The 17,869-nt window shown below is 65.4% G+C and carries 12 protein-coding genes and 3 pseudogenes; 7 read left to right on the forward strand and 8 right to left on the reverse strand.

Translation table 11 applies throughout. From position 1 onward, the window contains the following. Nucleotides 1–264: 264 nt before the first annotated feature. Nucleotides 265–531: pseudogene (locus tag MMSP_RS29815) on the forward strand (hypothetical protein); the annotation flags it as partial. Between the two features lie 141 nt (nucleotides 532–672). Here MMSP_RS29815 and MMSP_RS26805 read toward each other — a convergent pair. The 3 genes and pseudogenes from MMSP_RS26805 to MMSP_RS12265 form a co-directional block, all read right to left on the reverse strand. Continuing rightward, nucleotides 673–1,362 (reverse strand): hypothetical protein, encoded by a 690-nt coding sequence (locus tag MMSP_RS26805; protein WP_015356406.1) that lies wholly within the window; start codon nucleotides 1,360–1,362, stop codon nucleotides 673–675. Nucleotides 1,363–1,613: 251 nt separating this feature from the next. Continuing rightward, nucleotides 1,614–2,462: pseudogene (locus MMSP_RS12255) on the reverse strand (hypothetical protein). Nucleotides 2,463–2,963: 501 nt separating this feature from the next. After that, nucleotides 2,964–5,729 (reverse strand): PE family protein, encoded by a 2,766-nt coding sequence (locus tag MMSP_RS12265; RefSeq protein ID WP_036426459.1) that lies wholly within the window; start codon nucleotides 5,727–5,729, stop codon nucleotides 2,964–2,966. An 870-nt stretch (nucleotides 5,730–6,599) separates the two neighbouring features. Here MMSP_RS12265 and MMSP_RS12270 point away from each other — a divergent pair. After that, nucleotides 6,600–8,165: a phospholipase C gene (locus tag MMSP_RS12270; RefSeq protein WP_020786850.1), complete on the forward strand. Its 1,566-nt coding sequence runs from the start codon at nucleotides 6,600–6,602 to the stop codon at nucleotides 8,163–8,165. Nucleotides 8,166–8,207: 42 nt separating this feature from the next. On the opposite strand, the gene MMSP_RS12275 is transcribed toward MMSP_RS12270, so the two are convergent. Beyond that, entirely contained in the window at nucleotides 8,208–9,644 is a 1,437-nt protein-coding gene (locus tag MMSP_RS12275) for an amidase (RefSeq protein ID WP_020786851.1), read from the reverse strand. Nucleotides 9,645–9,747: 103 nt separating this feature from the next. On the opposite strand from MMSP_RS12275, the gene MMSP_RS12280 reads away from it, so the two are divergent. After that, nucleotides 9,748–10,905: a zinc-binding dehydrogenase gene (locus MMSP_RS12280; protein WP_020786852.1), complete on the forward strand. Its 1,158-nt coding sequence runs from the start codon at nucleotides 9,748–9,750 to the stop codon at nucleotides 10,903–10,905. A 1-nt stretch (nucleotide 10,906) separates the two neighbouring features. Beyond that, a pseudogene (gene arr, locus MMSP_RS12285) lies at nucleotides 10,907–11,325 on the forward strand (NAD(+)--rifampin ADP-ribosyltransferase). On the opposite strand, the gene MMSP_RS12290 reads toward arr, so the two are convergent. Both MMSP_RS12290 and MMSP_RS12295 read right to left on the reverse strand, forming a co-directional pair. Further along, on the reverse strand, nucleotides 11,322–11,750 hold the full coding sequence (locus MMSP_RS12290) for a nitroreductase/quinone reductase family protein (protein WP_015356399.1): 429 nt from the start codon (nucleotides 11,748–11,750) through the stop codon (nucleotides 11,322–11,324). The pseudogene arr and the gene MMSP_RS12290 overlap by 4 nt on opposite strands. Before the next feature lie 30 nt (nucleotides 11,751–11,780). After that, nucleotides 11,781–12,626: an oxidoreductase gene (locus MMSP_RS12295; protein ID WP_015356398.1), complete on the reverse strand. Its 846-nt coding sequence runs from the start codon at nucleotides 12,624–12,626 to the stop codon at nucleotides 11,781–11,783. A gap of 114 nt (nucleotides 12,627–12,740) precedes the next feature. On the opposite strand from MMSP_RS12295, the gene MMSP_RS12300 reads away from it, so the two are divergent. Beyond that, nucleotides 12,741–13,307, forward strand: a complete 567-nt coding sequence (locus tag MMSP_RS12300) for a TetR/AcrR family transcriptional regulator (protein ID WP_012395188.1) — start codon at nucleotides 12,741–12,743, stop codon at nucleotides 13,305–13,307. A 104-nt stretch (nucleotides 13,308–13,411) separates the two neighbouring features. Next, entirely contained in the window at nucleotides 13,412–14,242 is an 831-nt protein-coding gene (locus MMSP_RS12305; RefSeq protein ID WP_020786855.1) for an LLM class F420-dependent oxidoreductase, read from the forward strand. Between the two features lie 97 nt (nucleotides 14,243–14,339). On the opposite strand, the gene MMSP_RS12310 is transcribed toward MMSP_RS12305, so the two are convergent. Next, nucleotides 14,340–15,695, reverse strand: coding sequence for an aspartate aminotransferase family protein (locus MMSP_RS12310; RefSeq protein ID WP_012395186.1), 1,356 nt, complete (start codon nucleotides 15,693–15,695; stop codon nucleotides 14,340–14,342). Then, the gene (locus MMSP_RS12315) at nucleotides 15,692–16,207 is read right to left on the reverse strand and encodes an Lrp/AsnC family transcriptional regulator (RefSeq protein WP_012395185.1); all 516 of its coding nucleotides are present in this window, start codon (nucleotides 16,205–16,207) and stop codon (nucleotides 15,692–15,694) included. The genes MMSP_RS12310 and MMSP_RS12315 overlap by 4 nt, the downstream gene beginning before the upstream one ends. A gap of 121 nt (nucleotides 16,208–16,328) precedes the next feature. On the opposite strand from MMSP_RS12315, the gene MMSP_RS12320 reads away from it, so the two are divergent. Next, entirely contained in the window at nucleotides 16,329–17,819 is a 1,491-nt protein-coding gene (locus MMSP_RS12320; RefSeq protein WP_036426460.1) for a gamma-aminobutyraldehyde dehydrogenase, read from the forward strand. Nucleotides 17,820–17,869 lie beyond the last annotated feature (50 nt).

Consider the following 17,869-nt stretch of genomic DNA (forward strand, 5'->3'; position numbering starts at 1 on the left):
TCGGCTTCTGGTTGAGCGAGATTCCAGCGAATAGGACCTTGGGATCGTCTCAATGCGTAGCGGTGTTGAAGAACTCGACTGTCTTGGGGTGGGCACCCGCGGTGAGCGGATTGCGCCCACTCGTTCTCGACGTCAGGCCCACCGCCTGGCGCGCTCTAATACATGATTCTTGGCCCGGACGGCGTCAAGGCGAACCCAGGGAATTGGTAGACAGCGACATAGTTGACGAATGCAGACCGCTTTTTGGGTGATAAACGTGACCAACTGCAATTCGACACTAATCGACTATCGGCGCAGCTAGATGTCAGTCCGATACAGCTAGGACTTCGGACGAATGATGGTCTGAGTATCGACATTGCCGACGATGGCTCATATCACTTCACTGTCTACGGGCGAGGACAACTCGGCTTCGACAGGTCGGGCAGCCTCGACGATTCTCCATTGGTACTGCGAAAACGTTGTCACACGTCAAGCGGCCAAACGAGTGGGGATCGCGCAGAACGCTTCAAATGCGAGTACCAGATATCAAGTCGATGCTGGTGATCTCGGTCGGTGCAATTAGGGCCCTCCGGTTGTCGCTCGGTGAAGTGGGCAACATTCCGAAGCAAGCTGTTTAGAACGCAACACACTCTGAAGAGTCACGCCTACCACATTCTGCGAGAAGGTTGGACGCTAGGCAGTGGTGATCAGGCGCGCATCTAGTTGAGTGAGAAGCGGATTGATGAGGTCAACCACGACCCAGTGTCTGGTCTCGTCTACACCGACTATCACGCCTAGGTTGTAGATCGCGTTGTCAATATCAACGGTGACCGGAGAGCCGAGTACCCACTGTTCGATGGGCTTGTTTGCATCATCTGCGGCCAGGACCACCCGGGCGATACCAGTCGGAAGGTTCTTCAATTCTGGCGTTTCGACTGGGTCGAGCACGCGGCCGGTCACGATGTCTCCGTCGACATTGCTCCACGTTGCAGACGCCCTGCTTAGCCTGGCTGGTACCAACTCCTGAACCGTTGCGCCCGTAGCTGTTTGGTTATTGATCTCGGCGTCCACGGGAAGTGCCCAGTCTTGTCGGCCAGAGCCGAACACTGCCAGCGGAGACGTCGGGATTGTCCAGGGCTCGTTGGTGACTGCTGGTTGCTCCGTGCCGGGAGCGGCGTAAGTGATCTCGCCGACCTGGATTCGGCTAGGTGGTTGGCTTGCGTCCTGGGCCCGCATTACCGACACCGGTGCATGTGTAGCGCCTCGAGAACATTGCGCGGCGGTGATGAAGCCGGGCAGTCGCTGATCAGCACGGTTCGGGTCGGGGTAGTCGATGAGAAAGCCGGCCTTGCACACCATGGTCGCGGTTCCCTCGCCAACCATGATCGGAGATCCTGGTTGCAGCCGAGCCGCGGGGGCGGACGTCAAAATCGGCGCGTTGATCACCGGCGGGGCTGGGGCGAATGAGTCGGTGGCTTTGGCGCTCGGTGATGTTGTGCCCGAAGCCTTGTCGGTCGCTGCCGGGCCGCACCCGATGGCAGTGCTGAAAACTGCGGCCGCCGCTAGGACCACTGATACCGCTGTATATGCCCTTCCTGGCCGCCGAGTGATTCGCGGCATTCGCATCGGGGCAGTCACCGGGTCGGAGTTGGGGTTGGCGGCGGCGTCGGGCTCGGAGTCGGACTCGTTGATCCGTTTGGCCACTCTATGTGGCTGTCTACGATTTTCGCTCCGCACTCCGTCACCTCCCGAATCAGGTCTCTTTGGTCATCCAAGAGTTTGTCTTTCTTCGCCTGCAGTTCCTGCCCGCGTCGGATGTAGTCTGCTGCCTTCCTGCGCTCCTCAGGATCGTTCAGATTGAAGTCCCGCTTTTCGCGGTTGTATGCATTGATTTCATCGGTAAGTTGCGCGTCTCTCTGGTTCCACTCGTCTACCTTCTGCATGAGCTCTGCAACGTCTTCGGGGTCGCATCTTGCCGGCGGGGGAGGCGGAGGCGTGGTCGTAGTTGTCGGGTTATCCGCCGGGAAGACGTTGCCGATACCAGCCATCGCGGTAGTCACTTTGCCGGCGAGTTGCCCATCAAGGCTGATCAGTAGCCCTGCGCGCTGGCGGATGTCAGCGGCGAGTGCTTGGGCTTGGGCTTGACGAGTTGCTCGCTCGACGAGGGAGCCGCCCGTTGAGTAGTCGGTGACCGATAAGTCTTCGCCAACAACGAATCCGGCGTCACGGGCATCTTCAACCGCGTACCGAACCCGCGACCGGGCCGCGTACAAATCGGAGGCACCGACGCGAGCGATGCGGGCCGCCTCGTGCAACTGGTCGACCAAGCCGCTGACTTTGGTGTGATCGGCGTGGGTTCGGGTGTGCAGCGCGTCAGCTCCGATGCCCTTCCAGTCGACTGACAGACTGTCTCGCCAGATCTGGTTGAACACCTCTTACCAACGATAGCCGGCTGCCGTCCAGGAAGCGGCAGCTTCGGTCAGATGCTCCGTCGGTCAGGCCATCAGGTTCGACAAGGTAGGTAGTGATCCGATTGCGGCCGCCATTCGTCAGCAGTCTCTTGCCCGGTCCGCTACTGCGGCGATTTGCGCCGCTGACTTGGCCTCATTCGCGCGATAGCCGGTGTTGGCCTGTGCCACTTTGGTTGCACTTGCCTGCACCCGCCCCGTCAGCGCAGCGGCGATCGTGATGGCAGCATGCGCTGCGTTCACCGCCGCTGCAGAGGACTGACATGGCAACCCGGCCGATCGTGGTGGGTCGACGCCGAGTGCGGCGGACTGGGTATGCCATCGGCGGGCGGTTAACCGAATGTCCTCGGTCGCAGCTCGCAGGATGTCCATGTCAGGAGTGTAGGACGCAAGGGCATTTCGCGTATGCGGCCACGATCGCCGCAGGATCGCGCAGGCGCACCCGACGGTCGTGATGTGCACGCCGCGTCGAGGCCGCGGCACCGTCGCCTCCCGCCAGCGTGCCCCGCAAAACGCCTACCCGGCAGCGCCGATCGCGTTCGCGAACTGTTGGGGCGCATAGGTCAGCAGTCCCGGCACGATGCCACCGATGGGCGTGCCCATGATTGGCACGTCATAGGAGAACCCGGCAATCACCACCGTCGCGGTGTAGTCGTGGGGGGGAACCAGAATCCCGTTGACAGGGAAATTGATGACCGCCGAATCCACGATTGGTACCGACAACGGCACGGTCATCGTGCCTTGCCCGTTGAGAAAGCCGTTGGCAACGACGGCGGGAGCATCGACGAGTGCGCCGATCGCCGCCGGCCAGTCACCGGCCTGCACGGCGTTGGTCAGCGCTGTCACGCTGGTGCCGACCGCGTTCGCGGTGGTCACCGCCGAACCCGCCGCATCTAGGGTCAGCGCCACTGGCAGCCCGAAGGTGCCGGTAATCGCGGGCGGAACATAACTCGTGAACTCCACCGAAACGGTTGTGTCCGTGGGTGTCCGGATCACGTTGGCGACGTTGAATGCGGTGTCGCCTGGAATACGCAGGATTGGCAGCAGGTCTCCCACTGGGCCGAGCAGCTTGATGTTGGACAGATCGCTGGTGTCGACACCGGTGGCGACGAGCTTGGACAGGCCCTCCGCCATGTCGCTGGCCGCGCCGCTGAAATCGCCTGCCAACACGGCTTGGAAGGCCGTTTGGAAGGTCGGCGGTAGGCCGGCCAGCCCGAGGGTGAAGTCCCTGGTGGCATTGCCGAGCGCCGCGAAGATCAGCTGGCCATAGCCGAATTGGTTGCTGACTATCTGGCCCAGGAACGGCGCCGGGTTGGCGGCCCAGGTAGCGCCGAGGCTTTGCAGGTTGGTGATCGTATTGGTGAACAGGTCTTGGTAGGCGCCGCCGACAGCGGCAGTGCTGCTGGCCAGGCCGCCGGGAAGCAGAGCAGACACGGCGGCTGCGCCCGGCTGGCCACCGGGTGTGCCGCCCATGCCGCCGGCTCCCTGGACGCCGGTGGTCGCGCCGGCCCCACCGGCGCCGCCGGCCCCACCGCTACCGCCAAAGTTGAGCAGGCCGGTGGCGTTGCCACCGTTGCCGCCGTCCGCGCCGATCGTCGCGCCGCCGCCGGTGGCCGCGCCGCCGACGCCGCCGACGCCGCCGGTGCCACCAAGAGCGATGAGGCTACTGGCGTCGCCGCCGCTTCCACCGACCCCGGCGGCTCCACCCGTTCCGCCATTGGCGGTGGTGGTGCCACCGGTGCCGCCGGTACCGCCGGTACCGCCGGTGCCGCCGGCACCGAACAGGCCGGCGGCGGTACCGCCGCTCCCACCGTCTCCACTGGCAGCCCCCTGGTTGCCGCCCCCGCCGTCGCCGCCGGCGCCGCCCGTCCCACCGGCACCGATGAAGCCGTTGTAGCCGCCGCTACCGCCAGCACCGCCGGCACCACTGGCGCCGGAGCCGGTAGCTGTCCCGCCGGCTCCGCCGGCTCCGCCGGTGCCACCGCTTCCGATGAAGCTGCTGCCTCGGTGCCGGCCGGTGCCGCCGGTGCCGCCGGTGCCGCTGAAGGTCGTTCCTCCGCCGGCGCCACCGTCCCCGCCGGCGCCGCCCTTGCCGAACAGCAGGCCGTCGGTGCCGCCGTTACCGCCGTTGCCGCCATGGCCTCCGTAGGACAGGCTGCTGCCGGTTCCGCCGGCGCCACCGGCACCGCCGGCACCGCCGTTACCGAAGAGGCTGGCGTTACCGCCCACGCCTCCATTGCCGCCGTTACCCGCGTTGTAAAGGACCGAGCTGTAATCCGACCCGAGGCCGCCGGCCCCGCCCGCACCGCCGTCGCCGTAGAGCAGCCCGCCGTTGCCGCCGTTGCCGCCATCACCTCCGGCGTAGCCGCTATCCGCATCCGGGGTCGTGCCGGCCCCGCCGACCCCGCCGGAGCCCCACAGCCCGACGCTGCCGCCGTCCCCACCGGCGTGGGAGCCGCCGCCGAGAATGGTCCCGCCGCCGGCCCCGCCAGCACCGCCGGTGCCGATGAAGGTGTTTCCGCCGTTACCACCGATGCCGGCTACCCCGGCGCCGCCCGCACCGCCGTTGCCGAACACGGCATTCCCGCCGTTGCCGCCGCCACCAAGTCCGCTTCCGCCGGTACCACCGTTGCCGAACAGCAGCGCGTTGCCGCCAACCCCGGCGGCGCCGTAACTCGTTGTCCCACTGCCGCCGGCCCCGCCTGTACCGCCGTTGCCGTACAGCACCCCTCCGTTGCCGCCGGCCCCTCCGCCGCCGACAAGGTAATCGCCGCCGTTCCCGCCGGCGCCGCCATTGCCAATCAGCCCGGCGTTTCCGCCTTTTCCGCCCGCTAGCCCGCCATCGGTTTGGCTGTATCCGTTGCCGCCGTTGCCGTAGAGCAGCCCGCCGTCCCCGCCGTTCGGGTTCGTCGCTGTTCCATCGATGCCGTTGCCGATCAGCGGGCGCCCTAGCAGCGCCTGGGCGGGCGCGTTCACCGCACCCAGCAGCGCCTGCCCGGCATTGGTGGCTTCGGCGGCGGCATACGAGCCGACCCCTGTGGTGAGGGCTTCAACAAAGTCGGCATGGAATGCCGTCGCTTGTGCGCTGAAGGCCTGATAGGCCTGACCGTGTTCGCCGAACACCGCCGCGATGGCCGCCGACACCTCATCGGCGGCCGCGGCCAGCACCGCCGTTGTCGGAAGGGCCGCCGCCGCATTGGCCACGCCGATGGCCGAACCGATATTCGCCAAATCCGACGCTGCCGCCTCCAGCATCTCCGGCGCCACAATCACATACGACATCTAATGCCACCCGGCCCTTCACCATTGAATTGTCCGCAGCACCAGAATCTAGCGTGACCGCCACGCCTTTTCGGCGTTACGGGCAATACTGTGTTGCCCGCGCCCGATCTTTGGTGGTCTCGGGAACTCCTTGTCACCGGCGGGTTCGGGCGATGGCCAGGGCTCCGGCGTTCCGGCTAACATTATTGTAACATTCGGCCGGGGCGCATGTCAATGGTCATCTGGAAGTCCCAGTTTTTTGCCAGGGAAAGTCCCGCTCCTGCTGTGGACGCCATGGGGCGACATCCAACGGCGACAGATGCGCGATAACGCGGGTGCTCGGCCGACCGCTCGCCCGCGGCGCCGCCATGTTCACGCTGATGGGGTGTTCGGCGCGCGCGTCACCACAGAGAATGCGGCCGATTTCGCCGCGGGTCGGGTCCGCCCCCGTCAAGGATGCCCCAGGCCGGGCGTGCCTTGATTCTGGTGCCGAAGTTGCAGTGTCCCAAGACAGTCCGGCTGCGAAGGGATGGGCGCTCGAGGGCATCGCGACGAATGTCCGTGCCGAGTCGGTGACACCCGAGGCGCGGTGAGCGCAAGCCGAATCCGCACGCGCCAAAGATCCGGTTCGGCACCGCGACAAATCACCGTCACGACGCCTCCACGCCCACATCGGCAAGTCCGCGGGCACACTGCCGGTCACACGCGCAGGGCGACGCAGATAGCCGGCGTCAATATTTGCCGGCAACTCCCAAAAGGCACCCCGAATGGGGAAACGATGTACCGCGGCTGGCGAACGACGTCAAAATCCGGACACGACACACCGGATGACCTTTGTGGCCAATCACCACCGCAAATATACCGTGAACCGCAGCGTCCAGCAGGAAAGGTATGTTGGTGAGCAAACACCCTGTCGATGGCATGTCGCGGCGAGAGTTCATGGCCAAACTCGCCGCCGCTAGCAGCGCCGGCGCAATGATGTCCTTGGCGGGTCCAGTGATCGAAAAGGCCTACGGCGCCGGTCCGTGCTCTGGGCATTTGACCGACATTGAGCACTTTGTGTTCATGCTCCAGGAGAATCGGTCTTTCGACCACTACTTCGGCTCGCTGTCGGGCATCAACGGATTCGACACGCCCTCATCAGCATTCCAGCAAAAGGGCTGGAATCCTCAGACCCAATCAATTGACCCCGCCGGCGTGACAATTCCCTACCGGTTCGATACCACCAGGGGCCCGCTGCTCAACGGCGCATGTGTCAACGACCCCGGCCACCAATGGATCGACATGCACCGGGCGTTCAACAACGGTGCCAACGACAATTGGCTGGGCGCGCAGGCCCAAGCCCAGACGCTGCAAGGCAACGTCCCGGTGACAATGGGTTACTACACCCGCCAAGACCAACCGATCCACTACCTGCTCGCCGATACCTTCACCATCTGCGATGGCTACCACTGTTCCCTGATCGGTGGAACCTCGCCCAACCGGCTGTACTGGATGAGCGCCTGGATCGATCCCAACGGCGAACAGGGCGGCCCGCTGCTGGTGGACCCCAACATCCAGCCGCAGGGCCGTTTCAGTTGGCGCACCATGCCCGACAACCTCAGCGATGCCGGAATCAGTTGGAAGGTGTACCAAAACAAGTTGCTGGGCGCGCTCAACAACACCGTCATCGGCTACGACGGCATGCTCAACGACTTCGTTCAGGCCCGGGATCCCCGCTCGAACATGGCCCGCTACGGCATCGCCCCGACCTATCCTTTGGACTTCGTCGCCGACGTCGCATCCAACCGGCTGCCCCAGGTTTCGTGGGTGTTGCCCGGGTTCCAGGTGTCCGAGCATCCCGGAGTGCCGGTGGCGCCTGCCGTCGGCGGCACCGCGATCGTCAATATCCTGCGCATCTTGCTGTCCAATCCCGCGGTGTGGGAAAAGACGGCGCTGATCGTCAGTTTCGACGAAAACGGCGGCTTCTTTGACCACGTCACACCGACAACTGCGCCGGAGGGCACGCCCGGAGAGTGGATTACCGTGCCCGACATCAACGCGGTCACCGGGTCCGGTGGCATCCGCGGGCCGATCGGCCTGGGCTATCGCGTGCCCTGCTTCGTGATCTCTCCCTACAGCCGTGGCCCGCTGATGGTGCATGACATCTTCGACCACACCTCGCAGCTGCGGTTGCTCGAGCAACGGTTCGGTGTGCCGGTTCCCAACCTGACCACCTGGCGACGGGGGGTGACCGGCGACATGACCTCGACATTCAACTTCGCCGTCCCGCCCAACGCATCACCACCGAATCTCGATCACCCCGCGTTGAAAGCCGTTCCGCAACAGGTGCAATGCGTTCCTGACACCGTGACGGTGTTTACCAAGACGGTGCCCCCATATCGGGTGCCGTTCCCTCAGGTGATGCCCAGTCAGGAGACCTCACCCGCCCGCGGGATCCCCAGCGGTCCCTGCTGATTTCCGACACCGCGCAAAACTGTCCGCTTGCGGGCTGTGCGCTCAGATGTCGGGTGTGCGCTGCGCCCAGGGCTTTGCCTGCTCGAGCTGGCTGGCGATGCGCAGCAGCACGTCTTCGCGACCGTAGGCGGCGACCAGCTGCACTCCGAGGGGCAACCCATCGGGTGTCCACTCCAGCGGGAGACTGATGGCCGGCTGACCGCTGGTGTTGAACGGGGGAGTGAACGGTACGAATTCGCCCGCGCGCTGCATCGCCGCCATCGGGTGCTCGGGGGTGCTCACGATGGTGCCGAGCTTGACCGGCAACGAGGCAACCGTCGGTGTGAGCAGCAGATCCCAGCCGTCGTGCCACCAGGACTGGATCGCCCTGCGGAACGCAGCGATCGCCGACAGCGCCAGCGCGTAGTCGACGGAAGTGAAGTGCTTGGCGAAGTCGGCCTGGGCCCGGTTCACCAGCTCGAATTCATCCTCGCCCAAGGGACGGCCGAGTTGCTCCTCGAAGCGGCGCTGCGCCAGGCCCATATTGGTGCTCCACAGCGCGCCGAACGTCGAGTCGAATGAGGCGTCCTCCAACGCCGCCGGCCATGCCACCTCCACGTGGTGACCTAGCGACTCGAGCAGCCGGCCGGCCGCCTGGGTCGCATGAGTGACTTCCGCGTCGACCGGCCCACCGCGGGGGTGGTGGTCGAGGATGCCGATGCGCAGCCGACCGGGGTCCGCACCGAGTTCCTCGGTGTAGGGCCGTATCGGCGGTGGCGCGATCACCGTGTCGCCGACGCCCGGTCCGCGCGTCGCATCGAGCAACGCGGCGGTGTCACGAACGGTGCGGCTGAGGCAGTGCTCGACCGACATGCCGCTCTCCTCTCGGAGCGGGCCGAGCGTGATGCGGCCCTGACTGGGTTTGAGCCCGACCAGGCCGCAGCATGACGCCGGAATGCGGATCGATCCGCCGCCGTCGCTGGCGTGGGCGAACGGCAGAATGCCCGAGGCGACGGCCGCCGCCGAACCGCCGCTGGATCCACCGGGTGTGCGGCTGGTGTCCCATGGGTTTCGGGTTGGGCCCCAGGCGACCGGTTCGGTGGTCGGCAGGCTGCCGAGTTCGGGGCTGTTCGTGCGCCCGGCTATCACCAGCCCCGCGGCGCGGTACCGGCCGACCAGCGTGGTGTCGGCGTCCGCGATGACATGCGCTTGCTTGAACGCGAGGTTGCCGTTGCTGATGGGCTGTCCGGCGTAGAGCGCATAGAGGTCTTTGATCAGGAATGGCACACCGCGAAACGGGCCGCCGGGGAGATCGGCGCTGGCCGTCTCGCGAGCGTGGTCGAACCAGCGGATCACCACCGCGTTCAATGCCGGGTTGATGCGCTCGATGCGCTCGATCGCGGCCTCCAGCAGCTCGCTAGGGGATGCCTCGCCGGCCGCGACCAGCGCCGCTTGATCGGTTGCGTCCATCCAACGGGTCTGCTCGGCAAGGGTGCTCATGCAAGCCTGTCTAGCATGAGGTTTGTGGCCCGGGAAGATAATTGGCGCCGCGGTGAGTTCATATGCTCTGAGCATCCGTCCGACACAGGAGCGAGGCACCACTATGACCCAAGACCTTCCTGAGATCGCCCTCGAGCTGCGTTCAGTGGTGACATCTGAGGGCACGCTCGAACTCTCGTTGCACGAGGTTGCGGTTCCGGTTCCCGGTGCCAATGAGGTACTGGTGCGGGTGGAAGCCTCGCCGATCAACCCGTCGGATCTGGGCCTTCTGGTCGCCAGCGCCGACATGGCTACCGCGACGGTCACCGGCACGGCGCAGCGCCCCATCGTCACCGCCCCGATCGGAAAAGCCACTTTGGGAGCCCTTTCGGCGCGACTGGACCAATCGCTGCCGGTGGGCAATGAGGGAGCCGGCACCGTGGTGGCCGCGGGCTCGTCCGAAGCGGCCCAAGCCCTCATCGGCAAGAAGGTGGCCATCGCGGGCGGCGCGATGTATTCGCAATACCGGGCGATCGACGCTTCCGCATGTCTGGTTCTGCCGGACGGGGCCACGGCCAGAGATGGGGCATCGTCGTTCGTCAACCCAATGACGGCACTGGGAATGACCGAAACCATGCGCCGCGAAGGGCATTCGGCCCTTGTGCACACCGCAGCGGCGTCGAACCTCGGCCAGATGCTGGTCAAGCTCTGCCTCAAAGACGGGATACCGCTGATCAACATCGTGCGTAAGCCCGAGCAAGAGGAGCTGCTGAGATCGCTTGGCGCCGAGTACGTCTGCAACTCCACTTCGCCGTCGTTCTCGACGGACCTCGTCGAGGCTCTCAAGGCGACATCGGCCACGCTCGCCTTCGACGCGACCGGCGGTGGGACGCTGGCCGGCCAGATCCTCAGCGGCATGGAGCAGGCGGCCAACGCGACCGCGGCCGAGTACTCACGCTACGGATCGAGCGTGCACAAGCAGGTGTACATCTACGGCTCCCTCGACACCAGTCCCACGGTGCTCAAGCGGGACTTCGGGATGGCCTTGGGCGTCGGCGGATGGTTGCTCACCACGTTCTTGCAGAGCGCGGGGGCTGAGGCTTTTGTTCGGCTGCGAGCTCGGGTGGCCGCGGAGCTCAGCACGACGTTCGCCAGTCACTACACTCGCGAGGTTTCGCTGGCCGGCATGCTCAAACCCGAGGCGTTCCACGAATACGTCAAACGAGCGACCGGCGAGAAGTTCCTCGTGACTCCCAACGCCGTTCCCGCTGACGGGGATTAGTGTGCCCGCTGCACCCAAACCCTTCGAGGTCCACGAGTCGGGTGCGCTCCTGCATGGCACCAAAGCAGAGCTGTCGGTGGGGGACCTGTTGGTGCCGGGGCGCCGGTCGAACTACGGCGCGGAGCGGCTGTCGAACCACGTCTATGTCACCCAAACGCTGGATGCGGCGGTGTGGGGAGCCGAGCTGGCGACGGGTGAGGGTCTTACGTCGTGGAACCGGTCGGTGCGCTAGAGGACGACCCGAACGTGACGGACAAAAAGCTTCCCGGAAACCCGACTCGCTCCTACCGCACCCGAGAGCCGGTGAGAATCATTGGTGAACTCACCGACTGGGCGGGGCATTCCCCCGCACAGTTGCAGGCCATGCGGGACCGTTTGGCCCAGCTGCAGCGGCAGGGACGTGCCGTCATCTACGACTAGTCGGTGAAGTCGATCCGCACCGAAACCGGTGTGGTTTCCAGTGCCTTGACCACGGTTGCTCCCAGTCTGCCGAACTTGCGCCCTCGCGCGACGACGTCGTCGTCGGGCCGCAATGCCGCCACGCCCGTAGGCCACCGAGTCCCCTGGCGAATCCGGATATTCGGGTTGTCGACGATGTTGCGTCCCCAGCCCGAGCGGGTGCCGTGCTGACAGATGATCCACGCGCCGTTGGCATCGAATTGCGCGGACACCGGAACGCGGCGGGCCTGGCCGTTCTTGCGCCCGATCGTCTCCAGCTCGGTGGCCAGCGCGGTTCGCAGTCCCAGCTTGCCCATCCCCTTCACGGCGGGGTTGAGTAAGTAGCGTCCGAGCGCACGCTCCCTGCGGAACTTGCGGAGCGTCTTGTCGTCTTTGACGTTTGTCATGGCGACCCCTTTGAGTCTTTGAGTGATCCGTCAGCGCTCGGCCAGAACCGGTGTCGGTCGCGGCGAATTCAGTCCGGTTTGCTTGCGGATGCCGTTATCGAGCACGGCGGCCGGTGCGATGCGCTTGAGCAACGCGAGTTGTCGGGCGTGGCGACCGGCGGGGTAGCGCAGCTTGATCCGTTTGTCGGTGGCCGCGGCGTACGTGGCGTCAGCCACAACGGCGGGCAACTCGGCGTTGCGAATCTTGTTTGCCACCACTGCGCGCACGGCGGCGCGATTGTCGGCGTAGGCCGCCTGCGGTGTGTCGGCCTCCCACATGTTCGACTCGAAATCTGTTCGGGTGTAACTGGGTTCGACCAGCAGCGCGCGTACGCCGTACTCGCGAAGTTCGTGATCCAGCGATTCGGTGTAACCCTCCACGGCATGCTTTGACGCGGCGTAGAGGGCCGCATACGGCGCGGGGAGGAAGCCGAGCACCGAGCTGATGTTGATGATTCGCCCGCTGCCGCGTCGGCGCATGTGTGGCAGCACCTCATTGGTGAGGCGGATGAGGCCGAAGAAGTTGGTGTCGAACAAGGAACGGGCCTGGTCGATCGAGCTCTCTTCGGCGGCCCCGGCGATTCCCAGGCCGGCGTTGTTGACCAGCACGTCGATGTGTCCGGTTCTGTCGATGACTTCCGACACCACCGAGCGAACCGCGGTGTCGTCGGTGACGTCCAGCGCCAAGGTCTCGACACCGGGAATCGGAGCCAAGCGCTGCGGTGCGCGCGAGGTGCCGACCACGCGGAATCCCGCGCTGGCCAGTCGCACTGCAATGGCCGCGCCGATGCCAGAGGACACTCCGGTGATCAGTGCGACGGGCGGTGTGGATGTCATCGGGGTCCTCTCCCTGGTTTATACCGATGGGTCTACCTGACATTAGTAGACCAATCGGTATACTGCAACCGATGGGTGTGTTAGCGACCAGCGGACCCGAGGAAGGGCGAGACGATGACCGCGCGTGAGCGTCTGATCGAAAGCGCCATCGAGCTGCTGCGCCGTAACGGGGTTGCGGGGACCGGCCTAGCCGACCTACTCGAACACAGCGGCACCGCGCGCCGGTCGGTCTACGTGAACTTTCCCGGCGGCAAGTCAGAGCTGATGACCGAGGCTACCCGGACGGCGGGCCGGCTCATGGATTCCACTCTGGCCAGCATCGCCGCCGGCGGCGATCAGCCGTTGGTGGCGTTCGCGGACTCGTGGAAGCAGACCCTGCGCGCCAGCGACTACGCGGCCGGATGCCCGATCGTGGCCGCCGCGCTCGGGCGCACGGAGTCGCCGTCGGCCGCGGATGCAGCCGGTGAGGTATTCGGCGCTTGGCAGACGGTGCTTGCCGGACGCTTCCGGGCCCAGGGCGTGGGGGACGACACGGCCGAATCGCTGGCCACCACCGTCGTGGCCGCGGTCGAGGGTGCCGTGATTCTCTGCCTGGCCGCACGCTCCACCGACCCACTGGACCGGACCGTGCCGATGTTGCAACAGCTGATCGCTCAGCACACCTCGCGACCATCGGGGTAGGCAGTGAATCTGCCCCTGTCGCAGCCGTTTCGCTGCCCACGGAATAATTGGTCGGCGCGCAATGTCTCATCGGTGACGCGACGCAGACAGATAGGGGTAGTGCGATGAAGTTCGGGATCTCCACCTTCGTCAACGACGACAGCATCGATCCGGTGTCACTGGCGCGTGCGATCGAAGAGCGCGGGTTTTCGTCGCTGGTGATCGCGGAGCACACCCACATCCCGGCCAGCCGCGAAACACCGTATCCGGGCGGCGGCGAGCTGCCAGGGGTTTATTACCGCACCCTTGACCCGTTCGTCACACTGGCCGCCGCCGCGGCGGTGACGTCCAAGATCGAACTGTTCACCGGGATTGCGTTGCTCATCCAGCGTGACCCGATCACCACGGCCAAGGAAGCCGCAAGCATTGATTTTATTTCGGGTGGCCGATTCGTCTTCGGGGTGGGCGCCGGCTGGAACATCGAAGAACTACGCGACCACGGCACCGACCCAAAGACGCGCGGTGCGTTGCTGGACGAACGCATCGAGGCCATCAAGGCGCTTTGGACCGACGAACCGGCCGAATATCACGGCAAGTACGTGGACTTTCCCCCGTCCTACAGCCGGCCCAAGCCGGTGCGGCAGCCTCATCCGCCCATCTACATCGGCGGTAACTCCGATGCCACGGTGAAACGCGTCGTTCGCCATGACGCTGGCTGGATCTCCAACCCGCTTCCGGTGCACCAGCTCACCCAGCGGGTGGACCAACTACGCAGCGCCGCCGGTCACGAAGTCCCGCTGGCGATGTTCGGAACACCGAACAAGCCCGACTATTGGCGCGCCGCCCAAGACCTGGGCTTTGGCCAGCTGGCGCTGCTGCTGCCCACCTGCCCGCGGGAGGAGTCCCTGCGGCTGCTCGACGAATACGCTGCCCTGGTGGCTCAATACCACCAGTAGAGGTCCCGGGAGGGCCCAGTTTCTTGCGCGAGCAGACGCAAAATCGCGCCGCGGTCCGCGGCTCAGTGCGATTTTGCGTCTGCTCGCGGGGGCCGACTTAGAGTCGGCTCCAGGCCTCGCTGAGCACCCCGCGCAGGATCTGCTCCATCTTGTCGAACTCCTGCTGGCCACTGATCAGCGGCGGAGCCAGCTGCACCACTGGGTCCCCACGGTCGTCGGCGCGGCAGTAAAGCCCGGCTTCCAGCAGTGCGGAGGACAGGAAGCCGCGCAGCAGCCGCTCACTTTCCTCATCGCTGAAGGTCGCCTTGGTGTCCTTGTCCTTGACCAGCTCGATGCCGTAGAAGAATCCCTCGCCGCGGACATCGCCGACGATCGGCAGGTCGAGCAGCTTCTCCAGCGTGGTGCGGAACGCGGGCGCGTTCTGCTTGACGTGGTCGTTGAGGCCTTCCCGCTCGAAGATGTCCAGGTTGGCCAGCGCCACCGCGGAGGACACCGGGTGCCCACCGAACGTGTAGCCATGCGCAAACGTCGTCTTGCCGTCGTTGAACGGCTCGAACAGTCGGTCGCTGGCGACCATCGCGCCGATCGGCGAGTACCCGGAGGTCATGCCCTTGGCGCAGGTGATGATGTCGGGGACATAGCCAAAGTCGTTGCACGCGAACATCGATCCGATGCGACCGAAGGCGCAGATCACCTCGTCGGAGACCAGCAGCACGTCGTACTCGTCGCAGATTTCGCGGACCCGTTCGAAGTACCCGGGCGGCGGCGGGAAGCAACCGCCCGCGTTCTGCACCGGCTCGAGGAAGACGGCCGCGACCGTGTCGGGCCCCTCGAACTCAATCGCCTCGGCGATTCGGTTGGCCGCCCACAGGCCGAACTCCTTCGAGTCGTCTGCATACGGTGCGGGGGCGCGGTAGAAGTTGGTGTTCGGAATCCGCACGCCGCCGGGGGTGAGCGGCTCGAACGGCGCCTTGAACGCCGGCAACCCGGTGATGGCCAGCGCGCCATGCGGTGTGCCGTGGTACGCGGTGGATCGCGAAATTGCCTTGTACTTACCGGGTTTGCCGGTTTCCTTGAAGTACTGCTTGGCCAGTTTCCACGCGGACTCGACGGCCTCGCCGCCGCCGGTGGTGAAAAACACCCGATTGAGATCGCCGGGTGCATAGTGCGCGACGCGCTCGGCGAGCTCTATCGCGGTCGGGGTGGCGTAGGACCACAGCGGGAAGAAGGCCAGCGTTTCGGCTTGCTTGGCGGCGGCCTCCGCGAGTTCGGTGCGGCCGTGGCCGGCCTGCACGACGAACAGCCCCGACAGTCCATCGAGGTAGCTGTTGCCGCGGTCGTCCCAGATTGTGACGCCCTCACCGCGGGTGATGATGGGCGGCGTGATCCCGGCGCCGTGACGGGCGAAATGCCCCCACAGGTGGCGGTTGGCCTTGGCGGACAGTTCAGTCATTTGACTCCCCAATTGTATTGCTGTTTAACGAGTTTCAGGTAAACGAGTGTCTCGGTCGAGAGAACTCCGGGCAGCGCCCTGATTTCCAGATTCAGCAGATCGAGCAGATCGCCGTCGTCTTTGCAGACCAGTTCGGCGATCACATCGAATGTTCCCGCGGTCAGTACGACATAGTCGATCGCGGGAATAGCCGCCAATTGCTGCGCGAGTTTGGTGGTGTCGCCGGTGGCGCGGATGCCGATCAGCGCCTGGCGGGCGAATCCGAGTTGGATCGGGTCGGTGACGGCCACGATCTGCATTACTTCGGTCTCGATCAATCGCTGCACGCGCTGGCGGACCGCGGCCTCCGAGAGCCCGACCGTCTTGGCGATCGCCGAGTAGGAACGCCGACCGTCTTCCTGCAGCTCCTTGATGATCGCCTTGGAGAGGTCATCGAGCTGCGTGGCCGCGCCCAGGCCAGTCGGGCGCAGCTGTTCCGGTTGATTGCCAACCGGTGCGCCAGAACTAGTCATGGCAGACAGTATACACGAAATCAGTGGAATATGTATAGCTTAACCACTGAAATCGATGCGAAATCCGATAAAAAGTGCGAAATGCGTAGCGGAACCGCACGTGGTCAGATATCTTATCGCCATGACAACGACTGTGTCGGTGGCCGGAAGTTGGATTAACGGTGCAGCTCACAGCACGGGCGGGCGCCAACATGCGGTAATCAACCCCGCGACTCAGGAAACCATCGCCGAGCTGGCCCTGGCCACACCGGCCGACGTCGACCGCGCTGTCGTAGCGGCGCGACGTGCCCTGCCCCAATGGGCCGGCGTGACGCCGGCCGAACGCTCCGCCGTGCTGGCCAAGCTTGCGGACTTACTCGAGCAGCGCGCACCCGAACTGATCGCCGAAGAGGTGTGCCAGACCGGCAAGCCACTACGGCTGGCCGAGGAATTTGACGTGCCCGGCAGCGTCGACAACATCCGGTTCTTCGCCGGCGCCGCGCGGCGTTTGCCGGGTCAGGCCACCGCCGAATACTCCGCCGATCACACCTCGAGCATCCGCCGTGAGGCGATCGGCGTGGTGGCCACCATCACGCCGTGGAATTACCCGCTGCAGATGGCGGTGTGGAAGGTGATGCCGGCGTTGGCGGCCGGGTGCACCGTCGTCATCAAGCCGAGCGAACTCACCCCGCTCACCACGCTGACCCTGGCGCGGCTGGCCGCCGAGGCCAGTCTGCCCGATGGCGTGCTGAACGTCGTGACGGGACTGGGCGCCGACGTGGGGGCGGCACTGGCCGCTCACCCCGGCGTCGACCTGGTCACCTTCACCGGGTCCACCGCGGTGGGGCGCAAGGTGATGGCCGCCGCTGCCACGCACGGCCGCCGCACCCAGCTCGAGCTCGGAGGCAAGGCCCCGTTTGTCGTGTTCGACGACGCTGACCTGGATGCCGCGATACAAGGAGCGGTGGCCGGCGCGCTGATCAACTCGGGGCAGGACTGCGCAGCGGCGACCCGTGCCATTGTCGCGCGCGAGCTGTACCACGACTTCGTGGCCGGGGTGGCCGACGTGATGTCGACGGTCGTGATCGGCGACCCCATGGACCCCGACACCGACATCGGGCCGCTCATCTCGCTCGCCCATCGTGACCGGGTGGCCGACATCTTGGCCAAGGCTCCGGCGCAGGGAGCCCGCATCGTGGTGGGTGGCCGGATTCCGGATTTGGCCGGTGCCTTTTATCTGCCGACGCTGCTGGCCGACGTCGGCGAACAGTCACAGGCCTACCGCGAAGAGATCTTCGGCCCGGTACTCACGGTGCGTGCGCACGACGGCGACGACGACGCGCTGCGACAGGCAAACGACACCGACTACGGGTTGGCCGCATCGGCATGGACCCGCGATGTCTACCGGGCGCAACGGGCCTCGCGAGAGATCTCGGCGGGCTGCGTGTGGATCAATGACCACATTCCGATCGTCAGCGAGATGCCGCACGGCGGCGTGGCAGCGTCCGGGTTCGGAAAAGACATGTCCGAGTACTCGTTCGAGGAATACCTCACCATCAAACATGTCATGAGCGACATCACTGGTGTCGCTGAAAAGCCTTGGCATCGAACAATCTTTTCCACGCGAATCTAGTTCTTGAGATCGCCCGACGGTTTACCGGACCGGGGCGATCCGACCAGCCC

This window comes from Mycobacterium sp. 012931 (genome assembly GCF_000419295.1).
Classification (GTDB): Bacteria; Actinomycetota; Actinomycetes; order Mycobacteriales; family Mycobacteriaceae; genus Mycobacterium; species Mycobacterium marinum.